This is a genomic window from uncultured Chitinibacter sp. (assembly GCF_945957625.1).
In the GTDB taxonomy this organism is placed as follows: Bacteria; Pseudomonadota; Gammaproteobacteria; order Burkholderiales; family Chitinibacteraceae; genus Chitinibacter; species Chitinibacter tainanensis.
In genome coordinates this window covers 1-18261 of sequence record NZ_CAMFLP010000004.1, presented here as the reverse complement: position 1 = coordinate 18261, position 18261 = coordinate 1, and the positions used below count along the sequence as shown (strand labels likewise).

Here is an 18261-nt window from a genome sequence, read left to right as displayed (position 1 = left end):
GGTACGAAGCCCCCCCAAATATTATAAACCATCTTAGATCATCATCTTTTCATTAGGTTTACATCAAGATGGATCTTGGTGACTAGCATGCACAGATAAAATAATCATTTTTAGGCGTCTACTTGCTTGCAACTAGGCCTCAGCTACACAACAATGAGGGTTAACTAATCTACCAACCTAAGAACGTTATGCAGCTTCGCTTTGTGCTGATTTTTTTATTGTTATTGTCGTTCTATAGCAATGCAGGTCTAGATGCTTTGTTTCCATCCCAGATTCAGCGTGATGGTCAAAACGCAAGTGGGCCTACAAAGCTCATGACGGAGAATGATCCTCAGCGATTGGCACAGAAAATCGCCCTAGCTCAGCAGGCTATCGATCGACTCAATGCATCAGATAGTGGCGATCAGAACGACAATCGTATCTGGCTTGAGCTACAAATCTATGCATACCAGCAAAATCAAGTTGCACTTGCCGGACTTGCTGGGCAAATCGAACTTCGTAAGTCTATTATCTCTCAGCCATTATTCCCAGTCGATAATATAGTAGATCTTGATAACCGGCGGAGTCAACTTCAATTAGCAGATAATGAAATAAAAAATTTAATTGCAAGTTTGACTATGCAAGAAAAAGAGCTTGAGCAGAATCGAAGCAATCTTACCAATAGTGAGGTCGAGTTACGTCAGAAAACAGAAGATCTAGATAAAAATGTATCCGATTCCAGTAAAAAGACTCAAGCACTACAGGCTCTTCAGATTGCACAGCTGAAGCAGGAAGCTTATTCCGCAATATTGGCGGCACAAGATGCTCGACAACGATTTACACGTGCCCAGTTGCAAACACAGCGCGAATGGCGTGATGCATTGAATGCTAGCCTCTTGAAAGTCTCCCCCGCACCTAGATTCGAAAAGCAGGACTTAGATCGCATATTGAGTAGCATTTCTAAACGCCAGAAAGAACTTAAAACTAAGCAACAGCAATTGAATGGAGAGGAAAACAAGCTACAGCTGGGCCTTGGTAATTTAATTGCCAGACGGCAGGAGTTGGAGCAAGAATTAAGACTATATCCATTAAGTGATAAAGTACAGGCAGACGAGAGAAGGAGACTCCTTTCTCATCAGCTTAATAAGCTAATGCAGGATGAATACCTTTTGCAGATGCGCCTAGAAAGCAATGCGATTAGTGCTGGTTTGCTGTCTGATAGTATTTTAGCAAATACACTTGAAAGTACATTCTGGAAGAAAAGATTTGAAATAAGTCAAAGTGAGGCTCGTGATCAACTCGCCGTTGTTTACGAGCAAATTCTAGGTTGGATTAAGCATCTATCTGGTCTGGAAGAAAATCTTGAATCATCCATATTGGTGGCACAAAGCCAATCAGCTCGGCTATTTCAGGAAAAGGATCCCCATAGCCAAAATCTTGCTCAGCTATGGCAAGCTCGCGAAGCGCGCTATTCAGAAGCTAAAGCAGAGATTACACATAATCGGATGCTATTCAGTCGCTGGGCTGATGAGTTCGCAGGAAAAGAAGTAACCCAAAGCCTTGGTGCCCGTTATTCGCAATGGCAGGATACATTGCTGTCATTTGTTGAAAATAGTTGGAGTTTTGAGTTGTTCAATGTTAACGATGATATTAACGTTGATGGACAAAATATCTCAATTCGAAGAAGTGTTACCGTTGGCAAGGTTATCGTTGCAATTCTATTGGTGACTGTCGGTTTTTCTGTGTGTATCTGGCTTGGTAATTTAATTGAGCGGCAAGTGCGCCAACATTCATGCTGGTCCCCAGTTGCAATTCGGATTACTAAGCGATGGTTGCTTTCATTTTCATTCCTGATTCTATTGATTAATAGTTTGCTTTTGGTGCGTATCCCGTTGGCTGCGTTTGCATTTCTTGGTGGTGCCATTGCAATTGGTCTAGGTTTTGGTACTCAGACACTTCTTAAAAACCTCATTAGTGGACTCATGATGCTCCTAGAGCGCCCATTTAAGCCTGGAGATACTGTAGAAGTTGGTGGGTTACGTGGCACTATCGTTGATATGAGTGTTCGTGCTGCCGTTTTGCGCGATATTAACGGCATTGATACTCTAGTTCCCAACAGCACTTTTTTGGAGCAAAACGTCACGAATTGGACCTACTCAAGTAGTCTTGTGAGACAAAGTGTGCAAGTCGGTGTGGCGTACGGTAGTGATGTGAGATTGGTCGCTCGGTTACTTGAAGACGTTCTTCTGCAGCATGGGCATATCGACCAGCATCAAAAGAAAGAAATCCTACTTGAAGACTTTGCTGCAGATGCCTTGGTATTTGGTGTGTACTATTGGGTTGATCTAAATGGTTCAATGACGGGCCGGCAGATTGCTAGTGATTTGCGCTTTATGATTGAAGCAACTCTAAGAAAGCACAACATAGCGATAGCTTTCCCACAACGGGATGTACATATAGATCTAGCAGGAGATAAACCGCTTCGTGTTGAGTTGCAAGCTGCGAGTCTGTCAGTTGAAAATAGTAGGCCAAACCAAGCATGATTAGTCCTATCGTTTGCGTGCCCCTTGAAGGGAATGGATACTCTGATGCTCCACCACCCTTGATTATTTTTTAACCAGAACTGGATTGAGCGCTCCGATCGGTGTAAAGCTGAACACGATCTGCGGCAAGGTGTTCAGGTTAATCACCACCTCATGCACGATGTTAGCTTCCAGCGGGTCCATCGGGAGCAAGAATGCTTGGGCAGCATCAAAGCCCGACTCACCCTGATAGCAGCCCGTTAGATCACCAGGAATTGGATTGGTACACCCATTTTGGATGCGACGAACCGGTACAAATTGGCCGGTTCTGGTGTTTTTGATCGTTGCTGAGATGATTGAAGGTGTGACCCCTTGTGGCACTTGAATCAGAATCGGGGTACCCACTACACGAGCGCCAACATCCGGTGCGGGATTCGGGACTTCCTGATTAGGGCGGAATTCATTGGGGACTTTGGAACCTTGGCAGGGATAGGTTCTGGCACGATCTTGGCCTACTTTGCCTGCATCCACGAAGGTCAAATCCCCTTGCAGGAAGGTCAGCCGGAACTGCTCGCTGCCATCAGCGGTGGTGGCTTTGACGAAAGATGTTCCCACGTCACTGAGCGGCAACATATTGGCCCCCAAGTGATACACCGTATTCAATAGGCTTTGAGCCATGGCTTGGCCGGCTGTATTCAAACTCTGGAAGGTATAGCCTGCCGGCAAGCTCTGAGTGGTGAGGGTTTCTGCAACCCGAGGAGTCCCCGTCATGCCACCCGCACTATTGGCATTGGGATAGCCGCGATAACTGGCTCGCTGGGCTGGGGTGACACCGGTAAAACCAGTCTTACCCACGGTTTGAGTATGCACATAACTCAGATCGTTTTCGGCTACTCGGTTGAGATAATAGTTATTGGCATCAACCACTGCTGAATTGAGGGCGCTTGAAGTCGTGATGGCGCCGAACCCACATTCATTGCGCGCGGCATTCAAATACGCTTGCGCCGCTACGGTGGCTGTCGCAGTGGTCTGCGATGGATCCACTGTCGGTGCTGGGGTCACCAAGGGGGCAGGCGTACTGGTACTCGTCGACGTACCGGTATTGGTCGAGGCGCCTGTACCACTACCCCCACCACAAGCGGTGAGTAGCGTGGTCAGCATCAGAAGACTCGTGGTGAGCGGGTGTGGATGTCGCATGATCAATCTAGGATTTGTTGTATGAGAATGAAATTTCAGGGGTAGGGTCCAGCTCTTCGGACGTGACCGCCTCTGGATCCGCTAGGCATTCCAGCAAACGATTGACGACTCGCTCTAAGTTGGGCTTGTGCACCATCCAGAATTGCGGCCAGTCGAATGCAAAGCCGACTTCGGGTGCCGCCGTCATATTGAAGATCAAATAACAGCGCGCCATCAGGGCGTACAACAAAGCCAGTCCACCGAAACCCATGATCAGCCTGCCGTCATTGGTCGCGAAACTCGCAAGCCAGGCCCCGAGCACTGCAATTGGGGTGAAGATCGTCGGGACATTCATAAAGTCACGCAATTTGAAGGCATCCCGAATATCGCTCGCGCTGGCCAAGAGATAGCGCTGTTGCGTACTGTGATTCACGATGCCAATCGGCAGCGTGCGGATTTCGGGCTTGCCAATCAGTGGTTTGAACTGAGACGAGGCGTAGAGCAGGCTCAGCACTTGTCCTTCGCGTAGCGAGATATCCAACTTAGGTAAATCCACTTCGACTTCACCCACTGCAGGATCAAATAGCCAGAAGTGGCTATCAACCTCGGTCTTGGACGTTACATACAGCTTATGGGTATCAAACCCCGGGTGTTGACCGTAGTGGCTGGTGATTTTTTCTCGTTCGCGGCGCTCAGGGGCAAGGACGAGTCCGTTAAGACTCGTGAAGCCCACGAGGCGCTTCCCAAAGAAGTAATTCCGCATCCGAAAAGCACGCGCTTGGCAAAAGGCGTTGAAGTTCGTTTCGTCGAGCTCAATGGGCGTCTGATTCATAGCCTGACACTCCATCATTGTGTGCAGTATTGTTTGCTGAAGGCCTTCTGCGTCGGTAAAGCCTGACCTCGACCGACTGCACCACATAACTGATCGAACTGCTCCAGCTTGGGTCCTGCTAAGAGGCTATTGGCATTGCCCCGGCTGGCATTCGACAGTGACCACAGATCATCTGCCTTGAAGCGTTTGCATTCCTGCTGGATTTCGAACAAGCGATCGCAGTCGCCTTTGGCCAGCTTGCCGCCCTCCAGTGGTTTTGTGGCGCCGCAATGTTTTGCCACCCACTCATCCACCCCAAAGCGACCACTATCTCGGAAGACCTGCTCAGGCACACTTTGCACGCAGCGGTCCCATTCTGCGCCAGTCTTGGGTTTAGACCAGGCTGGGGGACTCAGGCAGAGTAATGCAATGAGGGGGAGTAGGATTCGTTTCATAGCGGGGCCTCGCGCAGGACAGGCTGTAATTGATCAGCAACTTCTCGCTGTTATTGCATAACAAAAAGATAACGATAGTTGTCATATATGCAACGATAGCGCGTAGTGAAGCGTGCGGCAACTGGGCATGCTGCAATGCATGAAAAATACAACCCAACCCGCAACAGCTCGACAAGTGTTTGCCTACAATGTCCGGCTGGCACGTCGACTTAAAGACCTCTCGCAAGAAGCGCTGGCCTTGCAGGCCGGGATGAGCCGAACCTATGTGTCGGAAGTGGAACGAGGGGAGCGGAATATCTCAATCGATAGCATGAGCTTGCTGGCACAAGCCCTCGGTGTGCCCTTGTCAAAGCTGGTCGACCCTGATGGGTTTGAGCACATCAAGCTCTAGCAAGTGCATCCATAACGGAGACAATAAAAAGCCCCATCCAAGGATGGGGCTTTTGCGTTTGAGGGACTTACTCAGTCGATCAAATTAGATCGCCAGTTCTTCCAGCGTTTTGCCAGCAGTCAGTGCATCGTGAACCCATTGAGGTTTACGGCCGCGACCTGTCCATTGTTGTGATGGGTCTTGTGGGTTTGCGTATTTTGCCGCAACTGCTTTAGCGGTTTTCTTGCCCGCTTTGCCGCCGAACAGGTCGGCGATGCTCAGGCCCAGACTCGCTGCACGTTGTTGCACTTCAGCGCGCAGTTTTTCAATCTCAGTCGAGCGACGGCTAGCCAACTCAGCATTAATCTGAGTGAGCAATGAATTCAGTTCTTCGTAGGTTTTGTTATCAAGTTGCATGTGTTTTCCTTAATTACTATAGGTACTTATTGTGTTGCAGTAGTCCGTCCGAGCAAACATTCTAAGCGTGCATCACAGACAACTAATCTACATCATACACATAAACCTAATTTAACCAATCCCTGATTTAATTCAGATCTGATTTTTATTGTATCTGCCTCAGTGATTCAAGACAGAGACTTTGATTGGTGATGTCACTTTTGATTCATCACACTGCCTTCTGAGGCCAGGGTGCTGGACTCAAGTGCGGTAGCCGCAAGAGCCTGCTCAAATACTTGATAGGCCATTACGTGCGGTGTGCTTTGCGTTTCCTGACCATTGTCTTTTTTCTTGATCGCTTGCGCTGCACGAATCTTTAATTCGGCATAAGTATTTCTTGTCTTTAAAGTGTGAGACAGATTCAGATTGACCCCAGCGGGTAAACAATCTGTCCATATCCCGGCTGTGCTTGGAGTCACGGATTGATTGGTGCGAATGGTGGTTACGAGTGCCTCATGCTCAATTTTTACTTCATGAACCAGCCAATTGATGACACTTAAAAATTGTGCTCGTTCGCGGAATTCATAAATATGTTCCCGAGGGACTAAACGTCGCAGCATTATCTTCGTGATGGACTCGCTCAGTATCGGATCCCTTTTCCAGGCTTTTTGAAGCTGCGCCAACCAAGCTCGGTATGTTGCGATTAGGGCCATCGGGGGGAGCTTAATTTTAGGGATGCGACGATGGCGGGAGCCATCTTTCCTTTTTTTCTGTGATTGTAGTGACTCTATCCACTTGGCATTTCTTACCCAGCGCTCGGCAGATTCTGGAGCGTAGCCCATTGCAATCAGGGGCGCTATGGCCCAGTTTTTTTCACGTGGCCACTTGAGGATGTTTACAACTTGCTCGGTTGAAATTGCAGGTTTTCCAGGAGGCCAATGCATTGTTGGCTTCTGGTAATGACATAGCGTAGTGACTTGTTCATAAAATTGATTTTTATCGGCGGAAAACTGGAACAGTGACGAAATGGGATCACCATAGTCCTGCGATTTATTGTCATTTGCTTGGTAGGTCTTGCTAATGTGTTTATCTGCTAACCAGGCCACTACATGCCGCGATAGGAGAGGGGAATTGAGCTGAATTAAACGTGCTGACAACCAACCATGTAGATGGATATACGAAGTTAAAGTAATTCCAGGCTCAGCATGTCCCATCATCGAACTGATTGCATACAGCCCGCGACGATCTGGGCTGATTGCCGCTTGCTGAGATGTTTCTTCCATAAAGGCACTCCTAAACCGCACCAATGCATCCCTCTCAAAAAAGGGATGTTCAAATAGGGGATAGTCGCGGTCCAGAATCCTGTGCTCTTCTACTGCCGCCAAACGGATCATTGCCCAGTTGGCAAAGCTATGCCGAAGGCTATGAAATACTACTTCTTCATCACCCGTCGCAAGTCGTAATGCGCGTTGGCAAATATTGATCAGCCAAGGGGCCTTGATCCTTTCATAGGTCAGGTCCGCATCTGCAAAGATGAAAGAGTCTTTTTCTCGCGACTTATTTTCTTCGTCTCGCAGATGCAAAAGCTCATCAAGGAGTGGGGCTGGCAATAAGGCCCTCAATGGCAACTGTCTTCGCGATGTTTCTGTTTTAAGTTTTCGTGCTTTATGCGGTGTGATGATCAAATAAGGGTCATGCGTGCCCTGAAGATCCTTGCGACGAAGAAAGAGGATTTCATTGCGCCGCAAACCACAATAAAACCCGAGTTTGAGGATGATGGTTGCGAGCTTAGCTGAACGCTGATCGTTTTGTGCTGCAGAACTAAGGATTAAATCGCAGGCGCGATCTACATCTAGAGGTGACACGAGCTTGGCATGAATTTTTTTTGTGGCGTGGCAAAAGCCCTCAACCGTTTTAAAATCAATTGGGGTAATGCCATACTCATTGGACAGCCAAGTATGGAATTCACTCAAATTCCAACTAATATCCCCTCGCCGTGCCGCCTTTTGCATCACGATTTCATAGCATTGTCGCCAATCCTCTTCATCAAATTCATACACATTTTGACCCTTTGCGGCCTTGATAAGACGACTGTAAAAACACCCCAAATAGCGTCTGATGGAGGAAACTCGAAGGACCTTCCGTTGAAGACCTCCATGCTTAAGCAGATGAAGTGCACGAGCCACGATTAGACCAGTCATTGAATCGTATGAGGCCTGATATGTTTCCTTAAAGGCGACGATTGCATTTTTGAAATCAGAGGTGTTTTTTCCGGTGTTGATTGCTGAGCGCAGGCTCGTAAGGATGGCTGGATCAAAGTCCTGTTGTTCATAGGTTCTGGCAGTCGCTAATTCCAGGCTGGGCGAGGGAGGCAAATCTGTAGCCTCAACCGCCAAGCTTTGGTTGGGGCGAAGTACCATTCCCATCAGAATTCGCTGAATATCTGGCGTGGGTAGCGGAGTAGCGATGTTGACGCCGTAAAGCAAATCACAAAGATAAGGAGGGAGTGTCAGCGAGAGTGCCGTTTGCCTACCAATTTGCAACGCTTTGAAATTCACATTCAATGGTAAACGAGTTTTGAGACGTGCTTTGATCCCCGCAAAGATGGCGCCATTTTTTTTGAAAGGGTTTTTGTTAAGTTGAATATTTAACTTTTTAATTAAAGCGGTTAGCTCTGGAGGCAACCAATGTGGATGCTTCTGGTTTTGTAGTGTTTCGAATAGGTATAGGTTTAAACGTGCCGACTTAGTGGTGTGTGGAGGAGGGTGCCCAGTCCAGACTAACCAGCCAATAAATGCCAATTGGACATCTGTGAATAAGCAGTTCGGACCAGAACTGCGCAACGTTAGCTGCTCAGTCCACATTTTTTGCAGCAGCTGCCATTGCTGATAGAGCGCAAATTTATCAGGGGTAAAACGTTTGGCTGGAATTCTGAAGGAAATTGCAGGTGGCTGAGGCAGCGTAGTACCTGCGAGGATGTTGACTGCCTCTATGACCCGCCCGATATATGCGAGTCTTAATTGTTTATCTCGAGGGTGCAGCCCCTTTTGAAGAATTTCATATAACTGAAGCAACTTCTCGTTTTTCAATGACTTCAGTTCGTTGGTATCAAGCAAATCCGGAAACTCAGTCCGAATGATCTCGTAAACGGCGGCCTCTTGATGCATCCTGCGTTGATGTCCCGCAGAGACCTTGCTGGGCTGCCTGGTGAGGTGTTCCTGCCAGAGTGAATCAGTTACAGGATCGGACATGCCATTTCTCGAATGCTGAGTTCCTCAAGTATCGGGGCAAGGTGTAATTCAATATTTTTTCTGAACTGTTGCGGATTCATGCTGGAGTAATTTGACCACGGTGCCTCGCCATACCGATGGTGGCCCATAAACGCTGCCAATGCTGTTTGTCCCATCCCATTTTCTAGCAATACGCTACGCAAAAGATGTCGATTACTGTTTGGGCGGATATTGAGAAAGTACTCAAGCTTATCTTGGTAGCTTTGAGGGCTTACCTCAATAATCGAATGCTCATGATTCAGAAAGAAGATGAGGGGCAGGGACTGGATCTGCTCGATAGGGCATGCGCTTACTGCATTGCTCCTCGTGGCATTATTCTTTGTTTTACGTGCAGTTGCGCCTTTTCTGGGGTTTCGGTTTAGTTCTGCAAACACCGCTGGGTTGTGAGAAGCCAGTCGGGTGAGCAGTCGTTTGCGATATTCGAGGAAGTTTCGCATGTGTGCACAAAGAACTTTAGGCAGATAAACAATTCGCGTATGCGCGAAATCATCACTATCCTTGTCGGACAAAAGACACCATCCTTGCTCAAGATCTAGATCCGTATCTCTGGCGAATGCGCCACTGGTAGGGCGTGCACCGGTTGCTAATCCAAGTATCAATAGTGTGTATACCGCATATGCATTATGCAAATCCTGCAAGCGGTATGACTTCAAACCTTCCTGAGTGATCTTTTGCAGGTCAAGAATGCACTGCTTCAACGGCGTCATGAATGGTTTTAGACGAGAGCCAATCGTGTTCTCACTTTGTAATTCGGATGTCGTGTGAGATGGGGTTGTAAGCGCAGATGCCGGCCAAAAAGGCTGCGCGCCATCACTGGTCAGCAGTGAATGTAATGCCTCACGATAGCGTTGAAGCAGGAAACTCTCTGGTAAGGCGGTATATGCCAGTTGAACCAAATAAACTTCACGTTGCTGGCCTGTGATGATGCTGGCTAGGGATGGATCACCTCCCGGCATTTGGATGAGCCGATGAAAAAGTAGGGCTTCAATTCGGTGAAGTGTCCATCGGTACGCTCCAGGTCGATGTATTGAGTTCAGGATGGCTTGGATTCTGTCTTGCAAGGTATCGCGATGTTGCGTGAAACAAATATTGTTGTCAGGGCTGCCCCTGAGGCTTTGGATCGCATCCCCAAGCTTGGTTGGTAGTGGCAGGCTCAGGCGATCAATGACTGGAAAATAGTTTCTTTTTTGCTCTGGCGTTAGGAGCTTGTCACTCTGCGTTGAATGAGTCGGCACCGTCAGGAACCAATCGTGACCCGCTTTGCTGAGTTGGGCGGCTTTAAGTTTGGCTGCAGCCCCAGTCGTCGTTGCAAATTGCACCCTATAAATTTCCTCAAAGGTGCGCCCACTAATGATGATTAGCCAGAGTAGGCATTGAGCGGGATCATCTAAGTCACGACTCTGAAGCGCTTGCAGTAGTCGTTTGATCTCGGTTGGTGTCGCCTGATTTAATGAAAATGGCAAATTCTGCCGCTGACGAGCGAGCGCGTTGTGTAGCCCTTTGGCGCTGCGGCGCATCCTAATCACATCAATCCGTTTGGTGTTTGCTGTGGGTGTGATAGGTGTAATGCTAATGGTCTGAGTCTCTACACCAAATTCGTGACGTGCATCGCCTGGAATCTGTGTTTCTTTACTCTGCAGGATCTCCTGAATGCGGAGATCGTGCTCAAATTTGAATTCATCCGGGGGCAAGGATTCATCTGTGAGTTCTCCACGGTTAGGTTGGCCGATCATCTTGCCACCCCCCTGACCATTTCCACCCTTGGGTTTAGCGGGCGTGCGCTTCTTTAGTTCCCCATTGAATAAGCCCCATGCCTCTAATGCTCGACGGGTAAAGAATTGCAGCGGCTCATCGGTGCTCCTGCCTAGCTTAGAATGATTGGTTATGCCCGCTTGAATTTCATTAAACATTTCAGCCACAGAGCATGGCTTCTCTGGTACCGAGTCCAATAGGCCTGCGGATGCAAGCTCCCCAAGCTTGCGCAAACATCTTCCGAGATCTGCTCGTTTACTTTGTTTATCAATAAAATGTGGCTGGTTCAGCGTGAATAGGGCAAAGGCCGATAGTATTTCATGCTTCTTTCTGAACAGACTTGATGCGCAACCGTACCAAAGTGCGCAAAAGAGAGGATGGGTTTCTGTATGAGGTCGAAGCGTTTTTCTACCTAGGCCATTGGGATTGATATCGCTCGGACTAAAGAAAATGAGTGGAAAGTACTGGGTGAGGCTTTCAGGGGTGGTGGCTTTTATTTGCTTTAATGCATCAGTGAGATTTTTAAAGATTAATTGGTCGCGCTCAAAGTCCGCACTGAATTTATATTTAAAGGGTTTTTCTTCCTCTTTATTTAAGTTTGCCTTGTGATTGATCTCTGCAAAGTCTTGTGCAGTTTGCAGGAAGTTTGGCGCATGTCCCACCACATGAAATAGTCCCATCAGATCGGGGGGCGCATCAATTCGTCTCAACGCGCTGAATAGATGCTCGTTGTCCAGATCCGGAAAGCATAGACTAAGTGGCACCCATTCTTTCATTCGTCTATCCGCAGATCTCGAGCCGCGTACAAGTTCGCTGTTGCATCATCCATCGTGAGGCCTTGGTGTTCGCTTGAAATGACGGAGGTCTCAAGCGATTGCGGTTTGATGAGTTTCTTTTTCCGGCTTAGCGTTGCGCGAGTCAACTGCGCGTATTTCAAAAAGCGATTTTGCGAACCATATATTTCCGCAATTGCCCCCTGCTTGGCCGCATTTTTTTCCGGCTGAGATTCATCTTGTTGGGCCCAATAAAGCTGTGCAAAATCTTCTTTGCTCAGCTGAGATGTGAATGGGCTAAGAAACGTCTCGAAGAATGGGAGCTGCTTGAGCTGTTCTCGAGACGGCTTTGGGAAAAGGATGGCTGGAAGTGGACGGTCTTGAGTTTTGTGCATCGGATTGGCATCCATGAAATCATGCCACATCGCTAATGTTCTAAAACCAGCTATGAAAATGTATCGTTGTTGATCAGAGGCTTTTGAAGTAGCCCCTGTGACAATCATGGGACTCAGGCAGGCCTGCAGGTAAAGCTCATCCTGATTGCATACGGGAATTCGGGTCGTTCGTTGATGATCGGCTTGAAGATGGCCATAGCGTTGAGCAGGCTCTCTGGGCGCTTCAATTTGCCCAAGTCTGATTTCAATCAAGCGAGGTTGCTCTCGATTCATCCACCTAGATTCCCATATCACACCAATGAGACTAACTGGCAGACCGGATTGAAACTCGGGCTATCAGTCAGCATAACTATTTTGTTTGATCTTGGTGAGAAAGTCTTGAGGCACTTCAATGCTGTATCTACTTTGCCGGATTATGGCTAGTAAATGAGCTGATTTTGAGTTGTAAGCTTGTATGGCACATGGGTAAAATGGCAAGAATAACAACAAGTTTTGGTATGAGTTGTGCTCCGAATTATCCTCTGCTCTGTACTTGGCCTTTTTTTGAACTCTGCGCATGGTGAAGCAACTGTTAGCGGCGCAGGTTTACCCGTCAAAAACATTTTCATGGAAGACAATCTTCCAACGAAACGAACAAGCTCCCCTGATGCTCACTATGAGACTATTGATCCATTCAGTGGGCGTCTCAAAATTAATATCCCAGTCCTTTCGTGGCAGGGAAATGGCCATTTGCCGATAAACCTGAGCTGGAGCTATAGGCAGGGCTCGCCAGAGAGTAGGGGTATCTTTGTTCCACGAGTGAAATTCTCAGGTCGTGATGAGAATTTATGTGGAATCCCCGCGCAGCATTCCCGTACAGAGGGGTTTTATCAGTACGACGGACTACAGCCCGTCATAGAAATGCCTGATGGCTCGACTTTCGAGCTATATGCAAAAGATTCAACATTTCAGGCGTTCATCTCCGCAAACCAATGGCGACTGACCTGTTCAGGGCCCAATACTGCGCAGCTAGATTCGCCTGATGGTTTAAGTTATCGGCTGGATCAAAAACATATTGTTGAGCATCAGCAAACGGATTATCTGCCGGGCTACTTCTCTAAATGCCAAGTTGGGAACTTAAACACGTGCACTGAATATGGCACGACATCGAGCACAATTTCGTACCTATCGCCAAGTCAAATTAAGGCTCCAAATACGGAGAGTCTAAGTCTGTCCTATCAGGGGGGGCGGTTGGTTCAAGTTTCAGCCTCTGATGGCCGTCTTGTGCAGCTCAGTTATTCTGGTGCAATACTGACGGGGCTTCGTGCAGGTGATCGTGCTTGGCAATTCTCTGGCTATGCCTCTACAAATCCACAAGTCGTAAACGAGCCTGATGTCGTTATTACGAATCCAGATGGCACAACTTGGAAAGTAGGTTTTTATCAAGCTTCAAGGGTACCTGCACTCAGGCCCCTTGATATGTTCGTGGGTATTCCAAATCGACTAACCACACCGCAAGGTGGCGTAATTAACTATGAGCACGGTTGGCAACCCTATGATGTTAATGCATATGCCAATCTGAACAGTCCTGCTTGTTTGCGTGTTGATGCCTCCCCCGCAGACAAAGCCCAGTGTAAAGGCATTATCAAAAATGCTTTGGTTGGTAACGCGCTCACTTCAACAGCCGCTGTTTGGAAAAAAACGACCTCGGATGGTGGTGTTTGGGTCTATAGCACCTATGCACCTGGTGCAGATTTATTCATCAATCGTAATTCAACGACTCCGCTTGATATTCGAAAAGTAATCCGTCCAGATGGATCATCTGAGATTACCAGCTATATGAATGCTGCCGATGTGCCTAGCTGCGCTACAGATCGCTGGAAAATCGGATTACAAAAGAAAAGTGAGCTGCTTGATCAAGCCGGTAATGTACTTCAAACCACAGAGTTTGGTTGGACCTCTTTAGTCATCAATAACTTTGGTCATCACTATCTGACTTTAAAAACCAACGATGAAATGAGTTGCGTTGGTCAGCAGGTTCGACTTCCTCTAAACGAACGTAAGACTACAGTACGCCAAGGCAGCTCATATTCGGTTCAAACAAGCTTCGATGCCTTTGCTCGTCCGCTGACTGTTCTGGCCTCAGGTGATGGGGTTAATACGTGGACGCAATATGCATACGAAACACCCGCATCTGCTTGGCGATTAGATCGCGTGAAGTCAGAGACAATCAGTCCGGGATCTGGCCAGCCTGCGCACTCGGCCATCGCACGTTCATTCGATATCTATGGCAATTTGCTGCTTGAAAACAAAAATGGTGTGGTGACTGAGTATGATAATTTTCCAAATGGGGAAGTCAGGTCAGTAAAAGATCCGCGGGGTTTAGTCACGACCTATGACAATTACTATCGTGGCGTCCCACAAATTGAAGTTAAGCAGCTTGCCACAGGAAAAGAAGGCCCCTCCTGTCCGGCCAATATTAACTCAGTTACCACGAGTCGAACTGTTGATGATTTTGGCAATATCACGTCCGTGAAGGATCCTCGGGGCAATACGATCTCATATCGTTACGATAACATGAGTCGCCCCATCACAGTGACACCAGCCAGAGGCAGTGCCACGACAATTCAATGGACCCCAACATCGAGAACTGCTACCCGTGGTGGTACGACAGACTTTCAAAGTTGGGATGGTTTTGGTCGTACCAATCAAACGATAGTGAATGGATTCATCACAAGCAGTGTGATTGACAGCCTAGGCCGAAAAATCTACCAAAGTTATCCGGGCACACCCAATGAAGGGGACAGCTTCACCTATGATGCCCTGGGGAGAGTCACAAAAGAAACTCATGCTGATGGTTCGTATCGGAGTTATAGCTATCAAGGTAGTGAAGTTGCGATCACAGAGGAACGTGGGGTAAAGACAACCTATCAATACCGTGCCATTGGCGACCCAGATGAAAAGAAATTGGTTCGTGTGTCCCCGGCAATAGTGAATGACACAGTGATTATTGAGCGCGATATTTTGGGTAAAGTAACTAAAGTTACTCAAAATAATGTATCTCGAACCTGGAGCTACGACAGCAAACACTATTTAGTGCAAAGAGCTGACCCTGAGCTTGGAGTTACAACATTTGTTAATGACCCAGTTGGCAACGTGCTGACCAAACAAGTCAATCAGCTGCCTGCAACAAGCTTTACCTATGACGGAAACAACAAGCTAAAAAGCATTTCATTCGCAGATCAATCAGCTGAGCCAGCATGTTTAAAATATGATGAAAATTCAAATCTGATCGAGCAAAAGACCAACTCTGTTACTCGCTCATTTGAATATGATGCAAATAATAACCCAACGAAAGAGACCCTATCCACCGCAGGGTCAACTTACTCGCTGCAGTATGAGTATGATTCAAATGACTTTAAGACTGCGTTGGTTTATCCAAATGGACAGCGTATTGAGCTTGCGCCAGACTTGTTTGGTCGCCCAACCAAGCTGGGCTCATTCATCTCAGGCATCAAATATAATCCTCGCCATCAGGTGCTTCAGTACTACGGTGCAAACGGCCGTAATAATGTTTTTGAGTTTACCGGACGAGGTTGGCCTAAATCCCAAAAACTAGCATTGATTAATGATCAGGTTCCGCAAGAGCCTGTGGCGCCTGTTCCGCCTGCCCCATTTAATCAAACGCCACCTACTGCGCCGACTCCACCGGCACCTCTGGCATTTCCTGAGCCTGGTGCAACAATGTCAGCAGATACTGCTTGCCGAGCACTGTACAGAGAACCACTCCTCAGTGACTTTAGTGGACTTAATGGCGCGGCAGATCGCTATCGCGCTGCTTTTGCAACTTGGCAAAGTGAAATGGCAGGCTGCACAACCAATTGGAATCAAAGAGGTGTCGTCTGGAGTGATGGTCAAGCCGGATGCCGTGCCGCTAATCCTGCTCCCCTGCCTTCACAATTTGTACGTCCCGAGCAATATCAAAGCGCACTGAATACTTGGACAAACACGAAGCTGAATCCGTGTTTGGCCGACTGGCGTCCTAAGGCTGCCGCATGGGCGACCTATCGTGGACAAGTTTACACCTACAACCAACAAAATCAGCAATATCAAACCAACTTAGCAAACTACAACCAATCCCTGCAGCAGCATCAGCAAGCGACAGTAGCGTATAACCAAGCTAAGGCAAAATATGACCAAGATTTGGCTGCATATAAAGCTTCAGTGGCTTCACGGCTGCTAGTTGATACTAACTATTCGTTTGATGGCGTCGGAAATCTTAAGGAGATCAGGGATAACGTTTACCCGAAATGGAATCGAGTCAATCGCTACGATGAAGTTGACCGCCTTGTCGTCTCTGATGGCTACTGGGGTGAGGGTGATATCTACTACGATGGAAATGGCAACATAGTGAAGCAAGTTGCTGGCGACTATCGGATTGAATACACCTATGACGCAACGCAAAAACTTAAGTCTGTTACTGGGAATAAATCATTCGCCATGTCTTATGATGGCTGGGGCAATCTGATCAGCCGAGGTGATGGGCAAAGTTATCAATTCGATTCGGCAGGCAATTTACGCTGGGTTAATAAAGGTACCCCAAGTCAGATTTCATATGTCTATGATGCTGCGGGAATCCGCGTTCTCACAAACGGAGTAGGTCAAAATAAACTCGAGTTTACGGGTTTAGATGGATTGCTTTACTTCGAGAAAGATCTATCGCTTGGAACAAGCATCAATCATCTGTATATGGGGCGCCAAAAGCTTGTTGATGTAGAAGCGAATGGTACAGCCACATATTTCCATAATGACTCCTTAGGAAGTCCAATCGCAGCCACCGATGCCAGTGGGAAGTTGTTATGGCGAACAGCATTTACCCCATTCGGTGAGAAAACTCATGACGGTGCAACTGGCCAGATTAAAAACCAGCAATGGTTCACTGGCAAACCACATGAGGAAGCCACAGGTCTGAGTTACTTCGGTGCCCGCTGGTATGATCCGGTGCTGGGTCGTTTTACTGCGATTGATCCTGTCGATTGGAATGAAGTCAATCCAATCCACAGCTTTAACCGCTACGCGTACGCGAACAATAATCCGTTTAAGTTTTTTGATCCGGACGGGCGAAATCCAAAGCTAGTAGTTGATTTTGCCATCAATCTTGGCCTGAATTACTTAACAACAGGGCAATGGAATGTTGTTGGTGCGTTAACGGATACAGCCGTGGGGGCTTTAAATCCAGTAAAAACATTGGAAAATGCGGCTCGTGTTGCCAAAATCACGAAAAATGCGATTTCTCTAAGTGACCGCGCTAAACAGATCCATCAAGCAGTTTCAAAAATCACGCAGTCCAAAACAACAATTGCGGTTGCAAGGACTGCTGATGGAAAGTTAATTGTTGGGTCGAGTGAAAAGAGTTTACGTAGAGCGCAGCGAAATATGCTTAATAGCAACGAAGCTGCAGTTAAGGGAGACGGTCATGCTGAGGTCACAGCTGTAAAGGCAGAAGAGGAACAAGGAGAGACAATTGTATCTGTTGGTGCTAGTCGGCCAGTATGCGAGAATTGTCAGCAGTTTCTTGAATCGCGAGGGATTGAAATCCAAGGAGAAAGGAAATGAGTGATTTTTTCGATGACATGACACGTAAAGTTTCGTCTCGTCTTATTGATTTAAATGAAAGGGCTAGACTTCTTTTTTCTATTAGCTGTGTTTATGCATTGTATCCATCATTTGTTAAGTTTAATGGTGTATATAAGCACAGAGATGTGGAGCCTATTGTTAAGGCCCTGAAGGGTGTTGAGCATTCAATTTTATGTGGTTCTGCTCTTGATTTTTTTACTGTAGATGAGTTGATGGATCTCGCGCCTGACACAAATGAGTATGATGATATTTTTGCAAGTTTGTGCTTAGACTTTGTGGCATCGCTTGAGATGCTTAATCGAGTTTTATGTGGAGAAGATGTGGCCAAGGATATCTCGGAACTATGTATTGATTCTGTTGATATGTATGTCCAAAATTTAATAACAGAAAAGTATGGCGATGTTGGCTTTGAGTTGGCAATAAAAAATCATCATTTAATGAAAAATGAATTGATTCGCCAGTTAACGGTTTTGTCAAGTTTAGATGGCCAATTGGAAGATTCAAAAGTAGCTTGCTTATTTGAAGAGTGGAGGTCCTACTCAGGAATCTGGGTAATAATCCAGTAGCACGGTAGGGTGACCTCCCCCCAAAAAATGGTAGCGGTGGAAAGTAGAGATTCCTGGCAAATTTAACCTTATCCGGGTAGGAGATTTGTCATGAAAAAATCGAAGTTCACAGAAGAACAGATCGCTTTCGCCTTGCGCCAAGCGGAGTCGGGTACGACTG

At 47.1% G+C, this 18261-nt stretch carries 11 protein-coding genes; 4 read left to right on the top strand and 7 right to left on the bottom strand.

Annotated features, from left to right (window positions below; all coding sequences use genetic code 11):
• The first annotated feature begins 188 nt into the window (after positions 1–188).
• A complete protein-coding gene (locus tag QV747_RS06640) occupies positions 189–2522 on the top strand; it encodes a mechanosensitive ion channel domain-containing protein (RefSeq protein ID WP_273430032.1) in 2334 nt (777 codons plus the stop codon).
• 63 nt (positions 2523–2585) lie between these two features.
• Here the strand turns inward: QV747_RS06640 and QV747_RS06635 are convergent, their stop codons facing one another.
• From QV747_RS06635 to QV747_RS06625, 3 genes are read right to left on the bottom strand one after another with little or no spacing between them, the layout of a single operon-like run.
• Positions 2586–3698 carry a hypothetical protein gene (locus QV747_RS06635; protein ID WP_288791484.1) on the bottom strand — a complete coding sequence of 371 codons (1113 nt, stop codon included), beginning with the start codon at positions 3696–3698 and terminating at the stop codon, positions 2586–2588.
• 7 nt (positions 3699–3705) lie between these two features.
• Complete coding sequence (locus tag QV747_RS06630; protein WP_273430030.1) at positions 3706–4509, bottom strand: hypothetical protein; 804 nt, start codon at positions 4507–4509, stop codon at positions 3706–3708.
• A gap of 14 nt (positions 4510–4523) precedes the next feature.
• Positions 4524–4943, bottom strand: coding sequence for a hypothetical protein (locus QV747_RS06625; protein WP_288791483.1), 420 nt, complete (start codon positions 4941–4943; stop codon positions 4524–4526).
• A 139-nt stretch (positions 4944–5082) separates the two neighbouring features.
• Here QV747_RS06625 and QV747_RS06620 point away from each other — a divergent pair, with 139 nt between their 5' ends.
• Positions 5083–5334 (top strand): helix-turn-helix domain-containing protein, encoded by a 252-nt coding sequence (locus tag QV747_RS06620; protein ID WP_028450100.1) that lies wholly within the window; start codon positions 5083–5085, stop codon positions 5332–5334.
• Between the two features lie 84 nt (positions 5335–5418).
• Here the strand turns inward: QV747_RS06620 and QV747_RS06615 are convergent, their stop codons facing one another.
• From QV747_RS06615 to QV747_RS06600, 4 genes are all read right to left on the bottom strand, one after another.
• Positions 5419–5730 (bottom strand): H-NS histone family protein, encoded by a 312-nt coding sequence (locus tag QV747_RS06615; protein WP_273430028.1) that lies wholly within the window; start codon positions 5728–5730, stop codon positions 5419–5421.
• Between the two features lie 194 nt (positions 5731–5924).
• Positions 5925–8960, bottom strand: coding sequence for a site-specific integrase (locus tag QV747_RS06610; RefSeq protein ID WP_273430027.1), 3036 nt, complete (start codon positions 8958–8960; stop codon positions 5925–5927).
• Entirely contained in the window at positions 8945–11527 is a 2583-nt protein-coding gene (locus tag QV747_RS06605; RefSeq protein ID WP_273430026.1) for a hypothetical protein, read from the bottom strand. Before QV747_RS06605 ends, QV747_RS06610 begins: the two co-directional genes overlap by 16 nt.
• Positions 11524–12192, bottom strand: coding sequence for a hypothetical protein (locus QV747_RS06600; RefSeq protein WP_273430025.1), 669 nt, complete (start codon positions 12190–12192; stop codon positions 11524–11526). Before QV747_RS06600 ends, QV747_RS06605 begins: the two co-directional genes overlap by 4 nt.
• A 627-nt stretch (positions 12193–12819) precedes the next feature.
• Here QV747_RS06600 and QV747_RS06595 point away from each other — a divergent pair.
• Together QV747_RS06595 and QV747_RS06590 are read left to right on the top strand one after the other, a co-directional pair.
• Positions 12820–17514, top strand: coding sequence for an RHS repeat domain-containing protein (locus tag QV747_RS06595; RefSeq protein ID WP_288791482.1), 4695 nt, complete (start codon positions 12820–12822; stop codon positions 17512–17514).
• Positions 17511–18101: a DUF416 family protein gene (locus tag QV747_RS06590; protein ID WP_273430023.1), complete on the top strand. Its 591-nt coding sequence runs from the start codon at positions 17511–17513 to the stop codon at positions 18099–18101. Before QV747_RS06595 ends, QV747_RS06590 begins: the two co-directional genes overlap by 4 nt.
• The last annotated feature ends 160 nt before the right edge of the window (positions 18102–18261 follow it).

Bases quoted from the DNA above. Each gene is read 5' to 3' on its own strand.
- QV747_RS06640 (WP_273430032.1), top strand. From the start codon at position 189: ATGCAGCTTCGCTTTGTGCTGATTTTTTTATTGTTATTGTCGTTCTAT.
- QV747_RS06635 (WP_288791484.1), bottom strand. From the start codon at position 3,698: ATGCGACATCCACACCCGCTCACCACGAGTCTTCTGATGCTGACCACG.
- QV747_RS06630 (WP_273430030.1), bottom strand. From the start codon at position 4,509: ATGAATCAGACGCCCATTGAGCTCGACGAAACGAACTTCAACGCCTTT.
- QV747_RS06625 (WP_288791483.1), bottom strand. From the start codon at position 4,943: ATGAAACGAATCCTACTCCCCCTCATTGCATTACTCTGCCTGAGTCCC.
- QV747_RS06620 (WP_028450100.1), top strand. From the start codon at position 5,083: ATGAAAAATACAACCCAACCCGCAACAGCTCGACAAGTGTTTGCCTAC.
- QV747_RS06615 (WP_273430028.1), bottom strand. From the start codon at position 5,730: ATGCAACTTGATAACAAAACCTACGAAGAACTGAATTCATTGCTCACT.
- QV747_RS06610 (WP_273430027.1), bottom strand. From the start codon at position 8,960: ATGTCCGATCCTGTAACTGATTCACTCTGGCAGGAACACCTCACCAGG.
- QV747_RS06605 (WP_273430026.1), bottom strand. From the start codon at position 11,527: ATGAAAGAATGGGTGCCACTTAGTCTATGCTTTCCGGATCTGGACAAC.
- QV747_RS06600 (WP_273430025.1), bottom strand. From the start codon at position 12,192: ATGAATCGAGAGCAACCTCGCTTGATTGAAATCAGACTTGGGCAAATT.
- QV747_RS06595 (WP_288791482.1), top strand. From the start codon at position 12,820: ATGCCTGATGGCTCGACTTTCGAGCTATATGCAAAAGATTCAACATTT.
- QV747_RS06590 (WP_273430023.1), top strand. From the start codon at position 17,511: ATGAGTGATTTTTTCGATGACATGACACGTAAAGTTTCGTCTCGTCTT.